Raw genomic sequence first — 21,103 nt, forward strand, 5'->3', positions numbered from 1 at the left:
TGGTTTTGTTGCTTATTTTTGAGGGCTAAAAATTACCTGACTATTTACGGCTAAATTTAAAAGAATGCTCCATTTATATCTTAAATCAATACATATTATAGGTTTTGTGTCGTGGTTTGCCGGGCTGTTTTATCTGGTGCGTATGTTTGTTTATTACGCAGAGGCCGACCAGAAACCCGAACACCTGCGCGAGGCTTTCAAGCAGGAATACATACAGTTACAAAAAAGAGCCTATAAAATTATTTGCAACCCGGCCATGATGCTCACCTGGACCTTCGGTATCCTGATGCTCATCAATTCGCCGTATTTTTTACAACAAAGCTGGTTGCACGTAAAACTTACACTGCTGGTATTGCTGACCGGCTACCACATTTTTTGTAAAAAAACCATTGAGCGCTTAGAAAAGGGCGAAAAATATATGGTTTTCAACTCTTTTCAATATCGCTTGTTAAATGAGCTGCCTACGCTGTTTCTGGTAGCTATTGTATTGCTGGCCGTAGTAAAAAACCTGCTTAATTTTTTATATCTGTTTGGCGGGGTGATGGCCTTTGGGGTTTTGCTGTTTGTGGCGGTAAAGGCCTATAAGAAGCACCGCGAAGGGAAAGTTTGAAATTTATTGAAAATATGAAAAAAACAAAGGCCTCTCAACCCTGTAAAAGACTGAGAGGCCTCTGTTTATTAGACAATATCTTTTATTTAATCGGGAAACTGACACCCACATTAATGGCCACGCCAGTATTACGAAAAGTGGTAGACGGCTCTTTGGTTACGTCTGTAAAACCATGCATATAGCGTACGTCTGAATTAAGCCATACCTGGTTTTTAATGCGGAAATTGATACCTGCACCTACCTGACCGCCGAAATCTACATCATTGCGAACGTCCATGCCGTTTGAAAGTTTTTTGCCGTTGTTATCGGTAGCAGAGGCAAGGAAGCCCAGATACGGCCCGATAAACAACTTGGGGCGAACGGCGTCGCCGTATTCACCAAAATAATATACCCCAGATACCGGCACCTGAATGTAGTGCAGGCGCTCAAGATTTGAGCCGTTGTTTACTTTTGTACCCATTTGCGAGTAAGCGGCCTCGGCCATTACCCCCCAATGGTTTTTGGCATAATTCAGAAACAGGCCGGCGTTAACCCCGGTTAACATATCAAAAGTTTCAACTTTAGGGTTATAAGTTGTAAAGTTTACACCCACCTTTGGCCCCCATGATAAAGTTGTTTGGGCAAAGCCGGTAAAAGACATGGTAAGCAAAGCACCTAATAAAAACAGTCTGGTTTTCATGACAAGTAAATTTTAATGGTTTATTGAAATTTGTGTTAACCATTAAAAAGGGTATTCCACCAGTGGAGGAATTTACACTATCTGTTCATTTATAAGCTATTAACCCCGCACAGACCGCAAGAGACAAGTAAAAAACGTAGAAATATTTCTACAAAATGTGCTTAATCTGTAAACAGCCAGCTGTTTTCAATAAGGCCGTTACGATAAAACTGTATAAAAGCCTTTAGTTTTTCGGCATAAACATGGCCGTTCTTGATTTTAACTTCCTGTTGGTTGCGGGCATCAAATGCCTTGATTTTGTCGTCGGCAGACATCTCAAAATAAACCAGATTTTTATTATCAATTTTTGTAACCAGACGAGCCACCTGCGAATTATAATGAAGCGCCATGCCTTGTGTGGGCGCAAAAACAGATTCGCCAAAAGGTAACACACCTGCCTGCTCCAGGTGCAGGTAGTCTAATATGGTAGGCATAATGTCTGTATGCTGGCATACCTTGCCCGGCCTGGCCACCCTGCGCAAACCGTTTAACTGTTGCTGGTCGGGATGAAAAAGAATTAAAGGAACACGGTATTCGCCAAGTGCCGACGCATAAGCAGGTTCGGTGTTCATCTGGGTGTGGTCGGCGGTAATAATAAATAAGGTGTTCTTATACCAGGGCTGCTTAGCGGCGGTTTCAAAAAAACGGCGAAGTGCGTAATCGGTGTATCCGATGCTTTCGTGTACGTCGGCAGTTCCTTTCGGAAACCTGCCCGTATATTGTGCCGGAATGGTATAAGGGTGATGCGAACTGATAGTGAACACGCAGCTCACAAATGGTTTGGTTTCTTTAGATAACTCACCGGCAAAGTATTGCAGGTAGGGTTCATCAAAAATTCCCCAGTTATTATCAAAGTCACGTTTAACCAATTGCGCCGGGTACTGGTCCATACCACAGTATCTGCCAAACCCCGCCTGCTGAGAGAAACCCTCAAAACCCATTGACCCGTTTCGGGCTGCATGAAAAAAAGAAGAGCTGTAACCGGTTTTTTCAAGAATATTGCCTAATCCATAAAAATTGTTCGACTGATAAGACGTGGTAATGAAGGGCTCGTCAATAAGCTGCGGAATGGCAGATGTAATGGCAGGCATGGCAATGATTGACTCGCGCCCGTTGGCAAAGCAGTTTTCATAAAAAACACCCCTGGCAGCCAGTGAGTCAAGAAACGGCGTGTAACCTTTATACCCGTTTTTGTAGCCCATGTATTCACGGGCGAAACTCTCAAGAATAATCACCACCACATTCTGCTGAGGCTGGGCGTTTCTATTGGCGGCATCGATATTAAACCCTCTGGCGCGTTGTATTCTGCCCGCAAGCTGTTTTTCGGTTTCGTTAAAAAAGTTCACCTTTTCGGTTCCTTTGGCGTCAATGGTGGTCAGAAACGTAAAAGTGGTATTTAGTGCCAGGTTGCCCAGGTGATTATTATGCTGGCTGAAAGCCTGGTTAATCCGCAGGGGTTTCTCCTGAAACCCACCTCTGAACACAATAATGCTGATACCCAGCGTAAGCACCCAGACAGCCACTTTTACGTACTTGTTTCTGAATATGACGTCATTTTCGGCATATACCCTTACCATATTGATGCGGGCGGTTGTTGGGGTACCCTTTATAAACAGATAGCTGATAACCCCCCAGATAATCAACAGATACCAGTAAGCGCCCATGAGGTTAAACGCCTGCTGGCCGATGTCGCGGATGATTCCAAAAACATCAAAAATAGTGCGGCGGCCAATGAATTTGTAATATTCAAAGTCGGCAATGTTTATCCAGAAAAAAACGATGTTGGGTATCCAGTAAAGGTATTTCAGAAAAACCTGATACCTGGGCGTGTCTACAAACCTGAAAGGCAACAGCGAACACAGGGTAAGTAACGAATTGCTGATAAAAATAGCCGACAAGTCGAATGGCAAACCAACCAGAAAAGATTCTCCGATGGCGCCAAAGCCGAGATTCTGAAAAGAATACAGATTAAAAATTACAAATAATACTCTTAAAATAGTGTAAATAACCAGCAGCCAGGCCAATCGCTTGAACCAGACAATTAAATGTAAAAAATTCATAGTGGTTTTGTAAATTTGAGCAAAAATACCGGTTTTTTATTTCTGAATTACCAACCAAACCAAAACCGGCTAAAGAAACCTTTATGGACCTTCAGACATTTAAAAGCACACTTTCGGCAACAAAAGTTCCGGAAGGTATATCTCCGTTGTTAAAAGCGCTCTGGTACGACTATAACGGCAACTGGGAGGCCGCCCATAATGTGGCCCAAAGCAAAGAAGGCACCCGCGATTACGACCGCCTGCACGCTTATCTGCACCGCAAGGAAGGCGACCAGTGGAACGCCAATTACTGGTATCGGCGGGCTGGCGAAAGTATGCCTATCGTGTCGCTGGATGCTGAATGGGAATTACTGGCAGAGAGATTAACCAAAAAATAAATGTACTTTTGCCATCACAACCGAAAACGAGGGGATTTAAAAGATTATGAATTATTTATCGGCTGAAAACATCGGCAGAAATTTAGGAGAACGCTGGCTGTTCAGGAATCTTACATTTGGTATTCTGCAAGGCGAAAGAGTGGCTTTGATTGGAGCCAATGGCTCGGGGAAATCGTCTCTGCTGGATATGATTGTAGGCAAAACCGACATAGATGCCGGGCAAATAAGCGTTAGAAAAGATATAAGAACCGGGTATCTTGACCAAAGCCCCGACTTACCCGCAGGCAAAACAGTGCTTGAAACCATTTTTGCTTCTCAAAACGCCCTAACGGCGGCCATTAAAGAATATGAGCTGGCGCTCAACCTGCATGATGATAAACGGCTGGCCGATGCCATAGAAAGGGTAGATACCCTGAAAGCCTGGGACTACGAGGTAAAAGTAAAACAGATTCTGGCCAAGCTGGGTATTACTGATTTTGACAAGCTGATTGGCAATTTGTCTGGCGGGCAGCAAAAACGCGTGGCGCTGGCACGTGTGCTGATTGAAGAACCTGATTTTCTGATTCTGGATGAGCCTACCAACCACCTTGACCTGGACACCATTGAATGGCTTGAGGGCTATCTGTCGTCATCAAATATTACTTTGTTGCTGGTAACACACGACCGTTATTTTCTGGACAAGGTTAGTAACCGGATACTTGAGCTTGCCGACAACCAGATTTATAAATATACGGGTAATTACAATTATTACCTTGAAAAAAAAGAAGCACAGGAAGCCGTTAATGCAGCGACCCAGAAAAATTACCGGAATTTGCTGCGCAAAGAACTGGAATGGATGCGCCGCCAGCCCAAGGCAAGGGGTACGAAGTCGCAGAGCCGTATTGATGCTTTCTATGACCTGAAAGACAAGACTGTTAAGAAAGGGCCGGAAGAAAAACTGGAACTGAGCATGAAAATGGAACGCATGGGTAGCAAGATTATTGAGATTAACCATGTGAGCAAAGCATTTGATACACATAAGGTAATTGAGGAATTTTCTTACACCTTTAAAAGAGGCGACAGAATAGGCATTGTAGGCAAAAACGGTATGGGCAAAACTACCCTGCTGGAAATAATTACCGAGAAAGTAAAGCCCGATATGGGGCGGGTTGTAAAGGGTGAAACCATAAAAATTGGTTATTACTCGCAGGAAGGGCTTGATTTTAAAGACGACCAGCGCGTTATTGACGTAGTGCGTGAGATTGCCGAATATGTAAAAATGGCCGATGGCACCGAGCTTTCAATCTCTAATTTTCTTACCTTGTTTCTGTTTCCGCCCGCTATGCAGTACAGCTTTGTACATAAGCTGAGCGGCGGCGAAAAAAGACGCCTGCAATTGCTGAAAATACTGGTGCAGAACCCGAATTTTCTGATTCTGGATGAGCCAACGAACGACCTGGACATATCGACACTGAATGTGCTGGAAGATTTTCTTATGAATTTCGGGGGTTGTTTGCTGGTGGTATCGCACGACCGCTACTTTATGGATAAAATCGTAGAACACCTTTTTGTTTTTGAAGGAAAGGGGTACATTCGCGATTTCCCGGGTAATTATACCGACTACCGCAACTGGAAAGACGAACAACCAGAGCCAGAAACCGAAGGCGCAGCGGCAACTAAAACACAGGCCAGCCCTACTGCCGCACCCAAACCTGAAGTAAAGCGCAAACTGAGCTACAAAGAACAGAAAGAATATGAAGGGCTTGAAAAAGAACTGGAAAAACTGGAGCAAACCAAAGCTCAATTGCTTGAAAACATGAATTCGGGTGGTGGGTCTCATGAGCAACTGGCACAATGGGCCAAAGAATTTGAGAACATAAACGAAACCATTGCCGAAAAAGAAATGCGCTGGCTCGAACTATCAGAACTAGCCTGAAAGAAGCATTATTCAACCATTATATAATTATTACCTATGAATTTTTCCAAATTTATTCTTGTTCTTTGCTTAGGCGTTTCGTTCGGCAGTTTCGGGCAGCAAAAGGGTATACCGGTACAACAATACAACCACGTGGGTTTGTATGTAAAAGACCTGCAGGCCAGCGCTAAATTTTACCGCGAAATAATAGGTCTGCAACCTTTGGGCGTGCCTGACAACCTGGTGGCTATCCGCCGTTGGTTTCAGATTGCACCCGGGCAAGAGCTACACTTATTATTAGGCAGAAACGAACCTGTTACCAATAACGATAAAAACGGCGGGCATTTTTCGTGGACTATTCCGGCCAAATCTGCCGACAGCATTGAGGCATACCTGAAAGAAAAAGGGGTGCCGTATCACCGTCAGCAACGATTTGACGGCGCTTTTCAGATTTATATTACCGACCCCGACGGCTACGTTATTGAACTGAACGAGCCAAAGGCACAGTAAATATCCACTAACGATTTAGTACAACCAAAAAGAATTTCTGATGGAGCAGATAAATGAATGGTTTAAGTATTTGTTGGATTCGGAAGAGTTAATCCGAACGGGCGGCCTGGTAGCAATAACCATGATAATTTTTATTGAAAACGGTTTTTTCTTCGGATTCTTTTTACCGGGCGACTACCTGTTGTTTCTTTCAGGCGTCTTTTGCGGTACCCGTACACTTGAAGTGCCGCTTCCGTTGTTACTTACCTGCATTTTTCTGGCGGCAGTTTTAGGCTCTTTTGTGGGGTATTTCTCGGGCTGGTATTTCGGAGACCGTATTCAGGCCCGGCCAGACTCGCTGTTTTTCAAGAAAAAACATATTGAAAGCACCCGTAAGTACTTTACTAAATATGGCAGCCAGACACTCATCATTGCGCGTTTTTTGCCTGTGGTACGCACCTTCTCGCCGATTCTGGCAGGTATTGTAAAAATGAAGTTTTACAAGTTTACCATTTTTAACATTATAGGTGGGGCTATCTGGACTCTTACGCTGGTAGGCGGAGGCTTTTATTTTGGAGAGAAATTTCCGGGTATTATCAACTACGTAGAATACATAATTATTTTCTTTCTGGCCATTACCACTTTTACTGTTGTGCGTGGCTACTTAAACGCCAGAAAAGAAATGACAGAGACAAAAGAATAAAAAAACTGTTGCCCCGGCCAGGCAACAGTTCATAAAATTGTGGCAACATTTTGCCGGTTTATTCACAGCTAGTCGTTTTGAGGGACTTTTTGATTTTTAATTGTGCGGACATTCTATTTAAGTTGCCCGCACTTTTTTGTGTTCATTCTAAGGCGCTTCAAGCCCCAAAATTAACACGGGGTACATTCTGGAGTATTCTTTTTATGGCTACACTCCTACGCCGGGCTACTTTTATTTCGTAGCCATTAGTAAGATATATTCTCACATCTTTATGGTGCGCCCTGTACTGACCAATGTACAGTTTGTTAACCAGATATGATTTACTTACACGTAGAAAATCTTTCAAACGCTCGTCAGCTTCATGGTGTTTCAGCGTAGACGTTGATATTATTTTTTTGCCGTCTACCATATAAAATTCGGTGTAATTAATATCCGCTTTCAGATATACAATATCCTGCGAATAGCTTTTAAAATCTTTCAGCATGTTTTACGGTCTTTTGGGTTCATTTAGGTATTTTTAAAGTCACCGCATGCCAGCTTCAGCAAAAGAAACAGGTTTAAAATATGGCCTTAACCACCCCGTTTAATTACCTCAAATTTCCAGTGTTTTCTTCCCTTTAAAAATACCATTTTTACAGTATTTTTAATGATTCATCTACTGTCTGGACAGTAGATGTGCGGCAGATTCTTCACATGCCAGGCAAACCGTAAACAATTTTTTTATTAATACCTATAGCACATTAAAATCAGGGCATTTAAGCTACCAATGCCTGCAAAAAGGAAATTGGGCATCCGGTAGGGATTCAGTTTCAAAGGAAGGTTATCTATTCAAATACAATTATCTTGAATTGGTGCTAATTTGAAGATTATGACTGTATTTATCATACATCTACTAGTGGTTATGAATAGAAAGGTTTCTGCCAAACAAAATGCCCTGCCCGTTATAGTTTTTAATTTACTATACCAGACAGGGCTGCTTGCCTTAACTTTTATTTTTTATTGGCTATGAGGTTTCAAAGTATAAAAAACCTGACTTTCTTGGCAAATAATTGACTTAACTGCCAATCGAGGCCAATTACAATTATTGAACTTTTTTTATTGCTTTGGATGCCTTTTGGGTAGTTGCTTTAATGGCCTCTACTTCGCTTTGCTTATACACAGAGCCATCAGGCCTGAAAATATCATGAAACCACAAGGCTGGTTCGCCACCCTGCGGCATTGGCTCGTCCCACGCATAAATGGTGTTAGATTTACCCATTACCAGCCCCCAGTTAATAGCCCCAACTTTGTATTTCTCAAATACAGGCAGGCAGGTTTCAAAAGTGCTTTTGTGTTTGCGGGCCATGTATTCTGTACAAATAACCGGCCTTTTGTATTTGGCCTGCAATTCTTTTATCTGGTCTTCCAGGTTTTTCGGGTCTTTGTAGTTATGAAAAGTAATGATGTCTGAATTACCCAACATAAAATCATTGCTCATGGGGTGGTCTGTCCACCAGCCTGCCGTTATGGGCTGAGATGGCTTAGCAGCTCTTGCCCATTCGAACGATTTACGCAACAAAGGCATAACGGCGTCATTATAGCCGGAGTTACTGGGTTCGTTGAACATATCCCAAACTATCACGCGTTTATCATTAGCAAAAGTGCCAATAATACCTTTGGTGTAAGCCTCAAGGCTACCCCAGGTTCTTGAATCAAACAGCATTTTTGTGCCGGGTATTCTTACCCAGCCAGAGTTATGCTTGCCCACCACTGGTTCCATTTGTTTGCCCGCTTTGGGGTTATCGTTCCAGCAGGAGTCAAACAAAACAAACATAATTTTGATGTGGTGCTTGTCTGCAATGGCTAAAAACTGATTGATACGGCTGATAAACCCTTCTTTATCGGTTTCATAAGGAATATTGTGCAAAAAAACGCGCATGATATTCATACCCAGGCCTTCGGCCCAGCCCAGTTCTTTGTCTATAGTGGCGGGGTCAAACGTATCGGCCTGCCACATTTCCAGTTCATTAATAGCTGTGGCCGGAATATAATTGGCACCCACAAAAAGGGGCTGTTTGCTGTACCAGGCATTGGCTTTTTCAACCGACCATCGCTGGGCGGAAGCCATAAAAGAGATTAAAAATAATAGCGGTAATAAGCCTTTTTTCATGCAATAGTTAATTTATGGAAGAATAGATTGTTTACAGATTATAACCGTTGGGCTTTCATTTCTTTAACAGCGTAGTCTACCGCGCGGGCAGTAAGCGCCATGTAGGTAAGCGACGGGTTCTGAGTAGACGTTGACGGCATACAGGCGCCATCAGTAACAAACACATTTTTGCAGTTATGCATTTGGTTCCACTTGTTCAGCATAGACGTTTTCGGGTCTTTGCCCATGCGCACGCCGCCCATTTCGTGGTTTTCGCTGCCGGGGTTACGTTTGGTGTCATGCAGCTGGATATTACTGAAGCCGGCCTTGCTGTACATTTCAGAATACTGTTCCCAGAAATCTTTCAGCATCTTGTCGTCGTTGTTATCATATTCAACAGATACATGCAGTTGCGGAATCCCGTACTTGTCTTTCAGGTCTTTATCCAGCCAAACGCGGCTGGCTTCTTTAGGTATGGTTTCGCCCATCATGTGCGAGTTTACCTGCCATAGCCCCCATTGAGGCTTCATCAGGCTGTTTTTTAAGTCTTCACCTACCCCGCTGGTATTCGGCGAATACCCTCTTGAAGTGCTGAAACCCGCTGAATAACCGCGTATGAAGTCAGTTTCCTGCTTATATACGTTTCTGAAACGTGGTACATAGCTGCTGTTGGGGCGCTTGCCGTCGGTGGTTGAATCAAGAAGGCCGTCATATTCGGCTGTGATACGGCCTCTGAAACTATGAAACGCCATGTATTTACCCAACAGGCCGTTGTCATTACCCAGCCCGTTCGGGAACCGGTCTGATACCGAGTTGAGCAATATCAGGTTTGAATTAACTGTTGAGGCATTTACAAAAATAATTTTTGCATAGTATTCAATCATTTCGCGCGTGTTGGCATCAATGATTCTTACCCCGGTGGCTTTTTGCTTTTTGTTGTCGTAGATAATTGAATGTACAACCGAATGCGGGCGAAGTGTGAGTTTACCCGTACGCATTGCCCACGGAATAGTAGCAGACACACTGCTGAAATAGCCACCATAAGGGCAGCCGCGCTCACATATTACGCGGTTCTGGCATTGCGCCCTACCCTGTTGATAATGTATGGCTTTGGGCTGGGTAAGATGCGCCGCACGACCAATGATAACGTATCGGTCTTTATAATGCTTTGCCATTTGCTGTTTAAAGTGTTTTTCAACACAGCTCATTTCGTGCGGTGCCAGAAACTCCCCGTCGGGCAGTGTGGGTACGCCGTCACGATTACCGGTTATACCGGCAAATTTTTCAACCTTACTATACCAGGGTGCAATGTCGGCATATCTGATGGGCCAGTCTACGGCGTACCCGTCACGGGCGGGGCCTTCAAAATCAAAGTCGCTCCAGCGTTGGGTTTGCCTTGCCCATAATAATGAGCGCCCTCCTACCTGGTAGGCGCGCATCCAGTCGAAGGGTTGGTCCTGAATATACTCCTGCTCTTTGTCTTTTACCAGAAAATGCAGTGTGCTTTCACCAAAAATATAATGTCTGCTAGGTATTTTGTATTCTTCCTTTATATGATTGGGCACCTGACCCAGATGCTCAAATTCCCAGGGATTTTTAAGTGTGGTGGGATAATCTTTGATGTGCTCAATATTACGCCCGCGCTCAAGCACCAGTGTTTTCAGACCTTTCTCAGTAAGGTCTTTGGCGGCCCAGCCGCCACTCATACCAGAGCCAATCACGATGGCATCAAATGTGCGTTCTTTTATACTGTCAATTATCAGATTAGACATCCGGAATTTTCGGTTAGGGTTATATGAAAGTACAGGCGTTTTTTAAACGCCAAATACATTGTAAATATTCTAAAATTCCGGTAAAAGGTCAATACTTTTTCTTGAAAAGATTCAATTCCTTTCCAGGCGTTTTAAAACCTGTTTGCCAATGGCCGTGCCCTGCTGCTGGCCACGCTCAATGGCATCCATAAAATGTATGCCCCCGTAAAAACGCGAGATGGCAGCCTCGCTGGCAGCTTCATTGAATGATTTAAAAGCGCGCGGCGGAAGCCCGAAACGAACCTCAACGGTGTCGGTATAGCTGAAGTTGTCGCCAAAATAACTGGTGAGTATAACCGCCGAAGCCGACGAAATGGTTGAATGCCCGCTGAGGTACTCGGGGAATGGTGGTGTCTGCAACATGGGTTTCCACTTAGGGTCTATGTGCCTGCGGATAGCCGTTTCAGGGCGCACACGGTTGCTTCGGTATTTTTCTCCCCAACAGCCAATGAATCCGTCCATCAGGCCTATTGCTACGGCCGTATGTATCTGTAAGGTTTTTGCGAGGCTCAGCTTTTTTTGCTGGCATACAATACCCGTAATGCCCATCCAGTGCGCACCTGGCGATATCTTTTTCATGCCTACCATCAGGTGGCCGTTGTCTTGCAGGGCAAAGGGGTTGCAATCCCAGAAGGCGGCCATTTCTCTGTGCTCGGGTGTTAGTTTTTCGTCATACAAATTGCGCATGAGTTTGAAAAACTCAGAGTTTTTGTCGGTTGAAAACGACACCGGAGGCGCAGGGTTAAACTGATTGGCAGAGTCTAATGTGAATGATCTTACGGTATGAAAATAAGGCTCAACCGGCGGAAAATACGCGGGGGGTGTGGGTATCCAGGTGCTGTCTTTACCACCGGGCGTGTACCGTTGATAATTACTTATTTTATTATACTGGTCTGCTTTAGCGTAGGCCAAAATCTGCTTGCTGATGTCTTGTGCATAAGACACTGAGTTTTCAAGTACTTCGGCAGAGAAGCCCAATGTGCTGCATGAGTCTAGCCATTTTTGTTTGTAGTCGGCCATTAGTTTGCCCGAGGGCTGCATCTTTGCCGACACCTCCATCATGGCCACAATGGCTGCCACATCAGCTGAAAAAGCGCCATCTACTTTTGGTTTACTGATTTCGGGGTAGTTATTCAGCTTGCCCTTCATTGATGGCAGGGAGTCGTTGTTCTGCGCCATTACTTCGTATCCGGCCAGGCAGGCATAAGAAAAAAAACGGCTGGCCAATGGTGGGTTAGAAACATCATGTATCATGATGTCGGTCATACGGGTAATAACATTGCTCACTTCTTTGTTATCAAGCCGGGGTAGTTTTTCTGTTTCGTTTTTGCAACCCAGCATGATAAAGACACAGGCCAGTAGGATTACTATTACTCTCATAATTGAGTGAATGAGTGATTGAGTGAATGAGTGATTGTGTTAGCTGAAAGGCTGCTATTTACTACCAATTTATAAAACTTTGAAACATTAGGGTACTTTGTTGCCATATTAGTTAGCCACAAAGTACACAATGATACACCATGTTTCACAATTTTGAAATAACGATTACTTAATAGGTAAATGATTTCATTCAAATACGGTTTTCTTAATTACCAGCCTTTTATTCATTATTTACCAATTCGATACGCTTTGATGCCTTTTTGATTAATACCAAACAACAACTGATTGTTGACAACTGTAATGCTACGTACATCGCCTTTCAGGTTCAGGCCTGATGTGGTTTGAGGCAATGCCACGAACTGTCCGTCTCCGTTCCCTTTCAATACCAAGCCCAGATTCGCATCATATTTACCGAATCTTAAACGGCCACGGTTAATGTTTCCGGCCAGTACCAGATCTTTTTTGCCGTCGGCGTCTGCATCAACTGCTGCCAGCGCAAAAATTGGTGCAAACTGTGCTTCAACCGGCAGTTCTTTTGGCTGAAACCTGCCTTGTTTGCTGCCCATAAACAAGGTTGTTTTCAGGGTGTTTATTTCCAGTTTTCCGGCGTTTTCTAACTCCTCTTTTGTAAAAATTTCAGCCATAGTGGCATCGGCGTAGCTGGCATAATCGGGGAAACGCGTACGCATGATACTTATCTGGTCAAGCAGTTCATCGCGGGTTACATAAGGATAACTTTTACCCTGGATATAAAAGCAAAGTATAGGGTCAAGCGAACCGTTATCGTCAAAATCTTTATAAAACAGCTCTGCGGGTTCTTTTTCGGTAGCTTTTAGCTGCGAGTTAGTACCCAAATTGCCCACCAGTAAATCAATAGCGCCGTCGCTGTTCACATCTTCCAGCAATAATTTATTCCAGAGCCCTGCATAATTTTTGTCGAAATAGGTGGTGGTGGCATTAACCAACTTACCGCCTTCAGGGCTGAAAACCTGAATCGGCATCCAGTCGCCTACAATAATTAATTCAGGTTTTTTATCATTATTCAGGTCATGCCAGGCCGCATCGGTTACCATGCCTATATGCTTCAGCTCAGGGGCAATTTTATCGGTCTGGTCTACAAATTTGGGTGATGCCCCGCCGCCCTGATTAATTAATATAAAACTCTGTGGAGTTTGAGGGTATAAACCCGGAATCACCCGCCCGCCTACAAACAAATCCGGTTTGCCGTCCTGATTAATATCTGCCACACGTACACAACCTTTGCTTGCCTGCATAGCCGGAAGCGCAGCGGCGGCCTTTGTGAAGTTACCTTTGCCATCGTTCAGATACAGTCTATCCTGCAAAAGTGGTGAGTCAGGCATCAGATTGCCATACCCACCCGATGCCACATATAAATCAGGGTAGGTGTCGCCGTTGGCATCAAAAAACACCGCATCGGCATCTTCGTTCTGCTTGTCGGCCTCCAGTGTCGATTGCTTTTTGGAACTGAAAGTACCACCTTTGTTTTGGGTGTACAATACACCTGCCTGCCCGGTGCCACCACCTACGAATACATCCTCCAGCCCGTCGCCGTTTACGTCAGCCTTAGCCATGCAGGGCCCGGCAAATGACAGCGGGTTTATCAGTAAAGTTTGTCTCTTAAAGTCGTTAATGGTATTGGTAGCCAGTGTTAACGAAATACCAGTGTTGGTTTCCTTTAACAAAGGTGCCACTAAAGGCGTTGAGCTAAGGCCGGGTCTGGCATCTTTCTCGTTCAGTTCAATCATTTTGTCGGCGGCAACCTGGCTAAGTATTTGCTGTTTGCCACTCAGCCAAACCACTTTCAGCGAGTCGGCATTGGTAAAGCTGCCTAAACCAAAATGTAAGACCGGAGAAACACTTGATTGATACCCACGGGTGGGCATTTGTTCAAGAAACTGCATCTTGCCATTTTTATAGAGTGTCAGTTTGGCGCCCAGTCCGTTTTTATTAAGCCCGTCGCCATTCAGTTTTACTTTCAGGAAATGGTTGCTGGTTTGTTTTTCTGCGTCGTTTCGGTACACAAACGCCGGTACATTAATATTGTTTACAACCAGGTCGAGGTCGCCATCATTATCAAGGTCGGCATATGCTGCGCCATTGCTGTTGGCATTCTGGCTAAGCCCCCAGTTTTTAACTACATTTTTAAACTGAAGGTTCTGCCCGTTTTTATAGATATAATTGGTAAGATTGGAAGACGGCATTTTCATGACCATATCCAGCACGTTTTGCCGCTGGATATCTGCCTGATTGTTCTGCACGTAATCGCTCATATATTTCAGGAAGTCCATATTGGTGTAGTCGCGCAGGTAACCGTTGGTAATGAACAGGTCTTTCCAGCCGTCGTTATCATAATCGGCAAAGAGTGCGCTCCAGCTCCAGTCGGTATTTGAGATACCTGCCAACTGGCCGATTTCAGAAAACTGAGGCGTTTGAATGGCCGAACCATTGTGAAGCACCCCCTGGTTTAGCTGCAACATATTGCGCATATACTGATGCCCGAAGCCTACTTTGAGGTTGAAATCAAATTTCTCGTAGTTATCGGGTGCCATCAGCAATTTTTGCCGGCGGTTGTCTTCCGGCAGCATATCTAAGGTAAAAATATCTGTAAGGGCATCGTTATTGATATCGGCGGCATCGCTACCCATTGAAAAGTGCGAAAAATGGCCAATGCCCTGCTCTATCTGATTGATAAACCCGCCTTTTTTATTATTAAGGTAGAGAAAATCCGGAATGGTGTAGTCATTAGATACGTACATATCCTGCCAGCCGTCATTATTGTAATCGGCAATGGCAATGCCCAGGCCGTAAGACAGGGCCGAGCTAAGCAGACCTGCCTGTTTGGTAATATCTTTAAAAACGGGTTCGCCGTTTTTTCCTTTATCGTGTCTATAAAAACGCATTCCGTTGGAAGCGTCATCAGTTTTTAAAATATCTGCAGTGGTGGATTCGTCAAGTACTGGTAATGATTTAGGGTTGTGGTTCAGCAGAAACATGTCCAGGTCGCCGTCTTTGTCGTAATCAAAAAAGGCAGCCTGCGTACTGGTGGCTGGGCTGTCAAGGCCGTATTCATGTGCTTTTTCGGCAAATACAGGCACCCCGGCAGCATTTTTACCCTGATTGATAAACAACTGATTGGTGCGTTTTTCTGGCAGCAAATTGCCCGAATAACATACGTAAATATCAAGCAGACCGTCGCCATTTACATCAGCCATGGTGGTTCCGGTTTTCCAGGGGCCTTCGCGGCCTGCTACTCCGGCGGCTGTGGTTATGTCTTCAAAAACCATATTGCCTTTATTTAAATAAAGGCGGTTTTGCTGCATATTGCTTGTAAAATAAATATCATCCAGCCCGTCGTTGTTCACATCACCTACGGCCACGCCACCGCCATTATAGAAGTACTCATACATTAAAACGTTGGTATTAAGCCCCTCGTTTATTACGTTCTGGAAATCTATATGGGTCTTTTCAGGCTCTAGCAGGGTAAACAATTGTGGTTCGTCTGAGGCTTCATCGGGTAGTGTGCCTCCTGCCTGGTCTTTTTTGCTGCAGGCTTGTAATACTAATAATAAGGTTAGCGAAACTAGGGTCTGGAATTTCATTGGTAAGTGATTAGGCTTCAAAACAAAAATTTGGGTAGCTGTGCGCTTCTTGAAAAACGCGCAACTACCCAATTTATAAAGAGGTTAATTAATACCCCGGATTCTGAACCAGATTTTTGTTACGGTTAATTTCGTCGCGGTGAATAGGAAGGAAATACATCTTATCCAACCATGTACGGTTTTCTTTACCTGGGTCAAGCTCATTTACAATGTATTCGTAATTGTAGTTATCACGGTCATACTTATACAATGAAACGGTTTTGCCAGGTTTAAGTGTACCTAAAATGGTAATAATGTTTGCTTTTCTGCCTAAGGTAGAAGGCGCAATCATCCAACGACGGGCATCAAAATAACGGTGTTCTTCAAAAGCCAACTCAACGCGGCGTTCGTTGCGGTAACGTTGACGAAGCGCATCGCCCGACTCAGTAACGGCAGGCATACCTGAACGGAAACGGATTTTGTTTAACCATGTGCGTGCTTCTGCATCTTCACCCAATTCAATACAAGCCTCAACATAGTTTAATACGGCTTCGGTGAAGCGCAAGTGAGGCCAAGGTACTTGTTGCCAGGTGTTCTGGTCAACAATTGCCGGGCTAGGGTCAATAAATTTACGCATATAGTAACCAGTGTAGCTACCGTTCCAGTCTTCAACTGTACTCTTACGAGTATCTAAACCAAAGTAAGCAGTTTTGGTACCTGAACCGCTACCTAGTTCATACTGACCAGTTTGAATCTGATTAGCAGGGTCTTTAGCGGCAACGTCAGCCGTACGTGGTTTCCAAGGCGCTCCGTCATAAAGAATAGAAGCATAGAAACGTGGGTCACGGTTGGCGTAAGGGTTGCTTTTCTGGTCAGCATTGCTCCAGCTGAACTTCGTTCCATCCATCATCTCATAGTCATCAACAAAGTGTTGGATAGGTGCATTACCAGCCCAGTTGTGATATCCGTTAGGACCATTGAACAGACCCTGACGACCACCGTCTTCTTGCTTGGCATTGATAAAGTAGCGGCCAAAAAGCAAATCTTTTTCTCCACCATTTCTTGAAAGCGATAGATTGTTATAGTTCTGCGTACCTTCTGCTGCACTTACAGGTGCAGAAAGGTTAAGCGCATAGCCATAACCAGACAGGTCTAATACTGCTTTGGCAGCAGCTTTTGCTTTTGTCCAACGTTCAGCACGGCTACCAGAAGATACAGTAAGTACTTCAGGTTTACCAAAAGCACCCATTACAGATGATTTGGCTTTGGCAGTGTTTACATCATACAGGTCGCTGGCAGCATACGTAAGCATACGTGCTTTAAGCGCCAGCGCAGCAGCCTGAGAAGCGCGGCCAGCCGCCATTGATTTACCCGCAAGCAAAGCAGCTGCATCGTCGCAATCTTTTGTAATAAAGTCAATACACTCCTGCATGGTGTTACGCGGAGCAAGGTAATCTGCTTCACCTAGTGCATAAGGGCGGTTAACCAAAGGTACACCACCATAAACACGCACTAACTGATGGTAAAAATAAGCACGCATAAAAAGCGCTTCACCTTTCAGGCGATCGGCAATTTTGCTGGTGTTATCAAACTTAGGGCTTGCAAGGTTGGCAAGAGCCAGGTTACAGGCTCTGATACGCACATACAGGTTACCCCAGCTAAAGCTACGGTTGTTACCGGTAGCGCTGGTACCTTGTCCCCAACCGATATCAGCAGGGTTTGAACGGGCTTCTGTAATAGTTGTGATACCACGGCCAGGGTGAGTAAATGAGGTTTCATCAGTTAATGATGCCTGCATTTCTTCACTAAAACCACCCATTTGCAAACCACCGTAAATTTCGGTTACGAAAGCCTCTGCCAAAGCGGCGTCAGTCCAAACGGCTGTTTCAGACACCTGGTCAAGCGGACTGGTGTTCACAAAATCATCATTACAACTTGCTACAACTAAACCAGCTATAACAGTTGAAGCGAATATTTTCTTAAATTTATTCATTGCTGTTCGATTTAATTTTTTAGAATGTTGCTGTTAGACCTACGTTAATAATTTTCGACTGAGGATAGTACTGTCCTGTTGAGTTATCAGTCTCTGGGTCATATACTTTCAGTTTGTCCCAAGTCAACATGTTTAGTCCGTTTACATAAACTCTAAAATTACTAAAGCCAACTTTTGAACCAATTGCTTCAGGAATGGTATAACCAATCTCGAAGTTTTTCAGACGGATATAGTCTGTGCTTCTCAACCAATAAGTATTACCATTTGAATAATACTGGTCGCTACGGTTAGCAATACGTGGGTGTACGCTGCTAGGGTTGTCGATTGTCCAACGGTTTTCGTAGATATCTAACAAGAAGTTACCAATGTTACCAGACTCACCTGCACTTACGTATTGTTTAGCGCCAGCGGCACCCTGGAACAACACGGTAAGGTCGAAGTTTTTGTACTGGGCTGTCAGGTTAGCACCACCCTGGAACAACGGAAGGTTGGTGTTATCTGTACGTACCTGGTCATCAGGTGTAATTTTACCGTCGCCGTTGTAATCTTTGTATTTCATATCACCAGGACGTAACTGGTTTACGATAGCCTTGTAATCAATCTTGTTTTCGTTGATTTCAGCCTGATCTTTGAACACACCGTCATAGAGATAAGCCATGTAGGTATTCATAGGGCGGCCGGTTGTACGTTGCCAGTCTGGTGCACCCGGAGCTTCGTCCCAGAACACAACTTTGTTTTTAGCGTATCCACCGTTAACGCTGGCGCTGAATTTCACATCGCCCACTTGTCCGCGGTAACCTACGTTAAATTCCCAACCTTTGTTTGATACCTTACCGATGTTTTCAGCAGGCAATGTTAAACCGGTTGATTGCGGAACCGATGCATTTCTGAACCAAAGAATGCTGGTACGTTTGTTAGAGAACACATCAAATTCGAACGATAATTTACCGTTGAACAACTGACCTTCCAAACCTAAGTTTGAGTTATTGGCAACCTCCCAGGTAATGTTGTTGTTAGGGATACGAGTTTCGTACAAGGTTTTTGTTTCAGTGTTATTGATTATATAACTACGGAAACCATAAGTAGACAGGTACTGATAAGTAGCAGGTGTAGTTGTATTAGGCAGGTAAACGTTATCGTTACCCATTTGCCCCCACGATCCGCGTAGTTTCAGGTAATTAACCACAGGTAGTGCATTTTTGATGAAGCTCTCTTCAGAAAGCACCCAACCCATCATTACACCCGGGAAGAAACCGTAACGGGTTGCTTTCGGGAAGATATCTGAACCATCATAACGCCACAAGAACTCAGCAAGGTATTTTTCTTTATAGTTATACGCAACACGACCGAAGTAGTTTAGACGAGCACTGTTATAAGCGCCACCACCGTTGTTTTTCTCAAGGTCACCACCGGCAAAAATCTGGTCGATAGAAGTTGAGATGAAGTAACGACGGAAAGCATTGAAGTTATCACCCTGGATAGTCTCACGGTTAGTACCAGCCAATACAGTAAGGCCATGCACACCAAATTTACGTTCGTAAGTACCAATGGCACCCAATAGAATGTTCAACTGGTTTTCGTTACCCAAAGTAAGACGTGGCTCGGCAGGGCCGCGTTTGCTTGGAACCAATACGGGTGTTCCGTCCGGGTTTGTACCAGAACCTTTTTCATAAAGTGTCCAAGGTGTCTCCCAACGTTTAGTGCTACGGATACGTTTGTCAATAGACGCTGTACCGGTAAATTTCAAACCTTCAATACCAGGGATTTTGATATCCAACTGTCCGTTGGTCTGGAAATAGTCTTGTTTGTCGCGGTCATAACCTGTCTGGTTAGTTGTAATAACCACCGGGTTTTCACCGTTTTCGATGTCAGGACCTGGTAAGCCGTTTGGCCAGAAAGCAGGTTGATGTGGTTTACCACGCATCTGCATACGGAAAATAGCACCGGCAGATTTGGTAGGGAACTTACGAGCCTCTTCACGTGCCAATAAACCAATTTGCAGGTTCATGTACTTGTTGATTTTGGCATCAAGGTTTACTCTGATGTCATATTGTTCATAACCTGTTGCAGAGTTTTTGTAGAAGGCATCCTGTTTCTGATAACCTAAAGTTGACAAATAACGGAAGTTTTCTGTACCACCTGTTACCTGAAGGCTATGACGAGACTGAGGAGACCAGTCTTTCAGAGTAGCTTTGTACCAGTCGGTGTTTGGATATAACCAAGGGTCTGAGCCATCGGTGTATTTCTGAATATCAGTTGGCGAGAACGGCGCTTTTCTGATGTCGCCGTTTGGTCTTGTATAAACACCATTGGTTTTATATGCCTGGTTGGCAGCAGCCCACTCGCTGGTTGGCAAGCCGTAGATGTCAAGATCGTTCAACATACCAACATACTGAGCAGCGTTAGCCAGTTTAGGCACTACGGTTGGTCTTGCAAAACCCTGGTTGAAAGAGTAAGAAAGCTCTGGTTTACCTGTTTTACCTCTTTTGGTGGTAATCAGGATAACACCGTTAGCCGCACGAGAACCATAAATAGCGGCAGAGGCATCTTTAAGAACCGAGATGGTTTCGATATCGGCCGGATTCAAACGAGACAAACCACCGGCACGGTTAGGGATACCATCAATTACAATCAGGGCTTCGCTATTGTTAAGGGTATTGGCACCACGAATACGAATGGCTGAGTTATCATAACCTGGCTCTCCACTTCTGTTGACGGCAACAACACCGGGAAGACGACCAGCCAATGAGTTAGAAAGGTTAACAGCAGGTGATTTTACCAGCTCTGCGCCTTTTACACTAACAACCGAACCTGTTACGGTTTCTTTTTTCTGCACACCGTAACCTACAACTACCACTTCGCCCAACGTTTTTACGTCTGACTTCATGGCGATATCAATTACAGAGCGGTTACCTACAATTACTTCCTGTGGTTCAAAGCCTACAATGCTAAAAACCAATACCGCCTGGTTGTCTGGCACTACAAGGGTGTAGTTACCGTCGCCGTCGGTGGTGGTACCTTTGGTTGTACCTTTAATTGTAACGCTTACGCCCGGCAAACCTTCGTTCTTATCGGCTTCGGTTACCTTTCCTTTTACTGTTTGTTCTATCACCTCACCATCCTTCATCCGAAGCTCATCGATATGAGACATTTTTTGTAGTTGAGATTTCTTTCTAAGTAAAATCCGGTCACCGATAACCTCATAAGAAATTTGCAATGGCGTAAACAAATCGTCTAGCACTTCAGAGAGCTTGTTGCTCATCATGATAGATACTTTCTGATTCAGCCGTATAGTATTTGAACTATACACAAACTTCACATCAGCCTGTTTTTCTATCTGG

14 protein-coding genes are annotated in these 21,103 nt (G+C 44.3%); 5 read left to right on the forward strand and 9 right to left on the reverse strand.

All coding sequences use genetic code 11. The annotated features are described in order from the left end of the window. Positions 1–64 precede the first annotated feature (64 nt). Positions 65–610: a protoporphyrinogen oxidase HemJ gene (gene hemJ / locus MB380_RS11890; protein ID WP_253522555.1), complete on the forward strand. Its 546-nt coding sequence runs from the start codon at positions 65–67 to the stop codon at positions 608–610. Between the two features lie 82 nt (positions 611–692). Here the strand turns inward: hemJ and MB380_RS11895 are convergent, their stop codons facing one another. Together MB380_RS11895 and MB380_RS11900 are read right to left on the reverse strand one after the other, a co-directional pair. Then, the gene (locus MB380_RS11895; RefSeq protein ID WP_253522558.1) at positions 693–1,289 is read right to left on the reverse strand and encodes a porin family protein; all 597 of its coding nucleotides are present in this window, start codon (positions 1,287–1,289) and stop codon (positions 693–695) included. Between the two features lie 161 nt (positions 1,290–1,450). After that, positions 1,451–3,388 (reverse strand): LTA synthase family protein, encoded by a 1,938-nt coding sequence (locus tag MB380_RS11900; RefSeq protein WP_253522561.1) that lies wholly within the window; start codon positions 3,386–3,388, stop codon positions 1,451–1,453. 83 nt (positions 3,389–3,471) lie between these two features. Here MB380_RS11900 and MB380_RS11905 point away from each other — a divergent pair, with 83 nt between their 5' ends. The 4 genes from MB380_RS11905 to MB380_RS11920 are packed head-to-tail and all read left to right on the forward strand — an operon-like array spanning position 3,472 to position 6,851. Beyond that, positions 3,472–3,765: a hypothetical protein gene (locus MB380_RS11905; protein WP_253522564.1), complete on the forward strand. Its 294-nt coding sequence runs from the start codon at positions 3,472–3,474 to the stop codon at positions 3,763–3,765. A 46-nt stretch (positions 3,766–3,811) separates the two neighbouring features. Further along, the gene (locus MB380_RS11910) at positions 3,812–5,680 is read left to right on the forward strand and encodes an ABC-F family ATP-binding cassette domain-containing protein (RefSeq protein WP_253522567.1); all 1,869 of its coding nucleotides are present in this window, start codon (positions 3,812–3,814) and stop codon (positions 5,678–5,680) included. Between the two features lie 36 nt (positions 5,681–5,716). Then, positions 5,717–6,169 (forward strand): VOC family protein, encoded by a 453-nt coding sequence (locus MB380_RS11915; protein WP_253522570.1) that lies wholly within the window; start codon positions 5,717–5,719, stop codon positions 6,167–6,169. Between the two features lie 40 nt (positions 6,170–6,209). Then, positions 6,210–6,851, forward strand: a complete 642-nt coding sequence (locus MB380_RS11920) for a DedA family protein (protein ID WP_253522572.1) — start codon at positions 6,210–6,212, stop codon at positions 6,849–6,851. A gap of 157 nt (positions 6,852–7,008) precedes the next feature. Here MB380_RS11920 and MB380_RS11925 read toward each other — a convergent pair whose 3' ends face one another. From MB380_RS11925 to MB380_RS11955, 7 genes are all read right to left on the reverse strand, one after another. Continuing rightward, positions 7,009–7,335 (reverse strand): LytTR family DNA-binding domain-containing protein, encoded by a 327-nt coding sequence (locus MB380_RS11925; protein ID WP_253522575.1) that lies wholly within the window; start codon positions 7,333–7,335, stop codon positions 7,009–7,011. Positions 7,336–7,932: 597 nt separating this feature from the next. After that, on the reverse strand, positions 7,933–9,000 hold the full coding sequence (locus MB380_RS11930; protein ID WP_253522578.1) for a glycoside hydrolase family 2 TIM barrel-domain containing protein: 1,068 nt from the start codon (positions 8,998–9,000) through the stop codon (positions 7,933–7,935). 38 nt (positions 9,001–9,038) lie between these two features. Further along, positions 9,039–10,751, reverse strand: coding sequence for a GMC oxidoreductase (locus tag MB380_RS11935; RefSeq protein WP_253522581.1), 1,713 nt, complete (start codon positions 10,749–10,751; stop codon positions 9,039–9,041). A 111-nt stretch (positions 10,752–10,862) separates the two neighbouring features. Further along, a complete protein-coding gene (locus tag MB380_RS11940; protein WP_253522584.1) occupies positions 10,863–12,170 on the reverse strand; it encodes a vanadium-dependent haloperoxidase in 1,308 nt (435 codons plus the stop codon). 227 nt (positions 12,171–12,397) lie between these two features. Continuing rightward, entirely contained in the window at positions 12,398–15,790 is a 3,393-nt protein-coding gene (locus MB380_RS11945) for a VCBS repeat-containing protein (RefSeq protein ID WP_253522587.1), read from the reverse strand. A gap of 88 nt (positions 15,791–15,878) precedes the next feature. Next, entirely contained in the window at positions 15,879–17,762 is a 1,884-nt protein-coding gene (locus MB380_RS11950) for a RagB/SusD family nutrient uptake outer membrane protein (RefSeq protein ID WP_253522590.1), read from the reverse strand. Between the two features lie 19 nt (positions 17,763–17,781). Next, positions 17,782–20,889, reverse strand: coding sequence for a TonB-dependent receptor (locus MB380_RS11955; protein ID WP_253535570.1), 3,108 nt, complete (start codon positions 20,887–20,889; stop codon positions 17,782–17,784). Positions 20,890–21,103: the final 214 nt, after the last annotated feature.

This window comes from Emticicia sp. 21SJ11W-3, assembly GCF_024138715.1.
GTDB lineage: Bacteria > Bacteroidota > Bacteroidia > Cytophagales > Spirosomataceae > Emticicia > Emticicia fluvialis.

What these genes read in the sequence shown, in the direction of transcription:
- hemJ (WP_253522555.1), top strand. Translation starts at nt 65, where the DNA reads ATGCTCCATTTATATCTTAAATCAATACATATTATAGGTTTTGTGTCG.
- MB380_RS11895 (WP_253522558.1), bottom strand. Translation starts at nt 1,289, where the DNA reads ATGAAAACCAGACTGTTTTTATTAGGTGCTTTGCTTACCATGTCTTTT.
- MB380_RS11900 (WP_253522561.1), bottom strand. Translation starts at nt 3,388, where the DNA reads ATGAATTTTTTACATTTAATTGTCTGGTTCAAGCGATTGGCCTGGCTG.
- MB380_RS11905 (WP_253522564.1), top strand. Translation starts at nt 3,472, where the DNA reads ATGGACCTTCAGACATTTAAAAGCACACTTTCGGCAACAAAAGTTCCG.
- MB380_RS11910 (WP_253522567.1), top strand. Translation starts at nt 3,812, where the DNA reads ATGAATTATTTATCGGCTGAAAACATCGGCAGAAATTTAGGAGAACGC.
- MB380_RS11915 (WP_253522570.1), top strand. Translation starts at nt 5,717, where the DNA reads ATGAATTTTTCCAAATTTATTCTTGTTCTTTGCTTAGGCGTTTCGTTC.
- MB380_RS11920 (WP_253522572.1), top strand. Translation starts at nt 6,210, where the DNA reads ATGGAGCAGATAAATGAATGGTTTAAGTATTTGTTGGATTCGGAAGAG.
- MB380_RS11925 (WP_253522575.1), bottom strand. Translation starts at nt 7,335, where the DNA reads ATGCTGAAAGATTTTAAAAGCTATTCGCAGGATATTGTATATCTGAAA.
- MB380_RS11930 (WP_253522578.1), bottom strand. Translation starts at nt 9,000, where the DNA reads ATGAAAAAAGGCTTATTACCGCTATTATTTTTAATCTCTTTTATGGCT.
- MB380_RS11935 (WP_253522581.1), bottom strand. Translation starts at nt 10,751, where the DNA reads ATGTCTAATCTGATAATTGACAGTATAAAAGAACGCACATTTGATGCC.
- MB380_RS11940 (WP_253522584.1), bottom strand. Translation starts at nt 12,170, where the DNA reads ATGAGAGTAATAGTAATCCTACTGGCCTGTGTCTTTATCATGCTGGGT.
- MB380_RS11945 (WP_253522587.1), bottom strand. Translation starts at nt 15,790, where the DNA reads ATGAAATTCCAGACCCTAGTTTCGCTAACCTTATTATTAGTATTACAA.
- MB380_RS11950 (WP_253522590.1), bottom strand. Translation starts at nt 17,762, where the DNA reads ATGAATAAATTTAAGAAAATATTCGCTTCAACTGTTATAGCTGGTTTA.
- MB380_RS11955 (WP_253535570.1), bottom strand. Translation starts at nt 20,889, where the DNA reads ATGAAGGATGGTGAGGTGATAGAACAAACAGTAAAAGGAAAGGTAACC.